General features: G+C 63.5%; 3 protein-coding genes. All 3 read left to right on the top strand.

Features of this window, described 5'->3' with window-relative positions; translation table 11 throughout:
- Window positions 1-54 precede the first annotated feature (54 nt).
- The 3 genes from RKP46_RS07510 to RKP46_RS07500 are packed head-to-tail and all read left to right on the top strand — an operon-like array spanning window position 55 to window position 2,386.
- Window positions 55-825, top strand: coding sequence for an ABC transporter substrate-binding protein (locus RKP46_RS07510; RefSeq protein ID WP_311106071.1), 771 nt, complete (start codon window positions 55-57; stop codon window positions 823-825).
- A gap of 18 nt (window positions 826-843) precedes the next feature.
- Complete coding sequence (locus tag RKP46_RS07505) at window positions 844-1,602, top strand: amino acid ABC transporter permease (RefSeq protein WP_311106070.1); 759 nt, start codon at window positions 844-846, stop codon at window positions 1,600-1,602.
- Between the two features lie 10 nt (window positions 1,603-1,612).
- A complete protein-coding gene (locus RKP46_RS07500) occupies window positions 1,613-2,386 on the top strand; it encodes an amino acid ABC transporter ATP-binding protein (RefSeq protein ID WP_311106069.1) in 774 nt (257 codons plus the stop codon).
- The last annotated feature ends 3 nt before the right edge of the window (window positions 2,387-2,389 follow it).

Raw genomic sequence — 2,389 nt, 5'->3', positions numbered from 1 at the left:
TGCTCACCAGGCGGTCCCCAGGCGGGACCGGTTCATTTCTTTGAAGGAGGTGCCATGCGATTCCCAGTCAGCTTGTTGCAAGCCGCCCTGCCCCTGTTGCTGATCCTTGCCGGCCCGGCCGACGCACGCGAATGGAACGTCGTCAAGAGCTCGGGAACGATCATCGCGGCCACCGAGGGTGGTTTTCAGCCCTTCAACTACTACGAGGGCGCCAAGCTCACCGGCTTCGAAGTCGAACTCGGCGAAGCCATCGCGCGCAAGCTTGGCCTGAAGCTGGAATGGAAGGTGGTGCCCTTCGACGCACAATTGGCTGCGCTGCAGCAGGACCGCTTCGATTTTGCCATCGCCTCGCACGGTTACACCGAAGAGCGCGCCAAATCGGTCGACTTCGCCAATCCGCACTACTGCACCGGCGGGCAGATCGCCGCGCGCACCGGCGGCCCGCTCACCGTCGCCGCACTGAACGGCAAGACGGTCGGCGTGCAACTCGCCACCAGCTACGCTGACGCCGCCAAGAAGATCAACGGCATCAAGGAAATAAAGACTTACAAGGGCGATCCGGAGGCGTTTTCGGCGCTCCGCGCGAAAAAGGTCGAGGCGTGGATTTCCGACAAGTTCACGGTCAAGGCGACGCTCGACAAGAACCCGAAGGCAGGAATCGTCGCTGGCGATCTGGTCTTCGTCGAACGCGTGTCGATGATCCTGCGCAAGAACAACAAGGAACTGGCCGACAAGCTCAACCAGGCGCTGGCCGATCTGATGAAGGACGGCACCTACCAGACGCTGTCCGAGAAGTACTTCAAGGAGGACATTTCCTGCCGCTGATAGCGCCGCTGACCAACGATGAACTGGGCGACACGCCACCCCGGCTGGGCAATGTTTGCCGCGATGGCCGGACTGCTCGCCTTTCTCTGGGGACTGGCGATACCACTCGCCGCCGCCCCCGAGCCGATCGGCCCGGCCGCCGAGCAATTCGCCGATGGCGCCCGCATTACCGTCTGGCTGACGCTGGTGGCCGGCAGTTCGGGCATCGTCATCGGCATTCTCGCCGGCGTCGGCAAGCTCTCGCGTTTCTGGCCGCTGCGCCGAATCTGCGACGCCTATGTCTGGCTGATTCGCGGCACCCCCTTGCTGCTGCAGATTCTGTTCGTCTGGCTGGCAGCGCCGTCGATCCTGCCCGAGGACATCGTGTTGTCCGATTTCGCCTGTGCGGCAATCGCCCTGGCGCTGAATGTCGGGGCTTACAACACCGAATGCGTGCGTGCCGGGATTCTCGCCGTCCCCTGGGGGCAGGTCGAAGCTGCGCGGGCGCTCGGCCTGACGCCGGTACAGACCTTCATGGACGTTGTCCTGCCGCAGAGCATGCGTGTCGCGCTACCCGCGCTGGCCAACAATCTTGCCTCGCTGGTCAAGGATTCGTCGCTTGCCTACGCGATCAGCGTCGTCGAGTTGACCATGGTCGGCTACCGCGTCCAGGCCGAGAGCTACCAGCCGATCCCCGTCTTCGTCACCACGGCGGTGATCTACCTGATTCTGACGACCGCCTTCACGACGCTCACGGCGGCGCTCGAAGCGCAGCTCAACACCGGCCAGAAGCGCTGAGCGCAGCCGCATGAACAGCCCCGCACCCAGCCCCGACGCAGGCTTGCGACCAATCATCGAGGCGCGCGAGGTCGACAAGCGATTCGGCTCGTTCCACGCGCTGAAAAAGGTCTCTGCGGTCTTCTACGAAGGCCAGGTGACGGCCATCGTCGGACCGTCCGGCTCCGGCAAGTCGACCTTTCTGCGCACGCTGAATCGTCTCGAAACGCACGATTCGGGCGAGATCGTGATCGACGGCATCGTTCTCAACGACGACCTGAAGAACCTCGACGCCATCCGCCGCGAAGTTGGAATGGTCTTCCAGAGCTTCAACCTCTTCACTCACCTGACGATCCTGCGCAACATCACACTGGCGCCGATGCGTGTGCGCAAGATGGAGCGTGCGGCGGCCGAGCAGAAGGCGCGCACGCTGCTCGAACGCGTCGGCCTGCTGAGCCAGGCGGACAAATACCCGGTGCAGCTTTCCGGCGGCCAGCAGCAACGCGTGGCGATTGCCCGCGCCTTGGCGATGGACCCCAAGGTGCTGCTCTTCGACGAGCCAACTTCGGCGCTCGACCCGGAAATGGTCAATGAAGTCCTCGCCGTGATGCGCGAGCTGGCCTACAGCGGCATCACGATGCTTGTCGTCACGCACGAAATGGGCTTCGCGCGCGAGGTCGCCGACCGGATCATCTTCTTCGACGACGGCGTCATCCTGGAAGACACGACGCCGGAGGTCTTTTTCACCCAAGCCGAGCATGAACGGGCACGCGCTTTCCTGTCGCAGGTACGACACGGCTTCTGAACG

This window comes from Accumulibacter sp. (assembly GCF_031732815.1).
In the GTDB taxonomy this organism is placed as follows: Bacteria; Pseudomonadota; Gammaproteobacteria; order Burkholderiales; family Rhodocyclaceae; genus Accumulibacter.
Note: the sequence above shows the minus strand (reverse complement) of the source record. Positions and strands in the feature narration are given on the sequence as shown.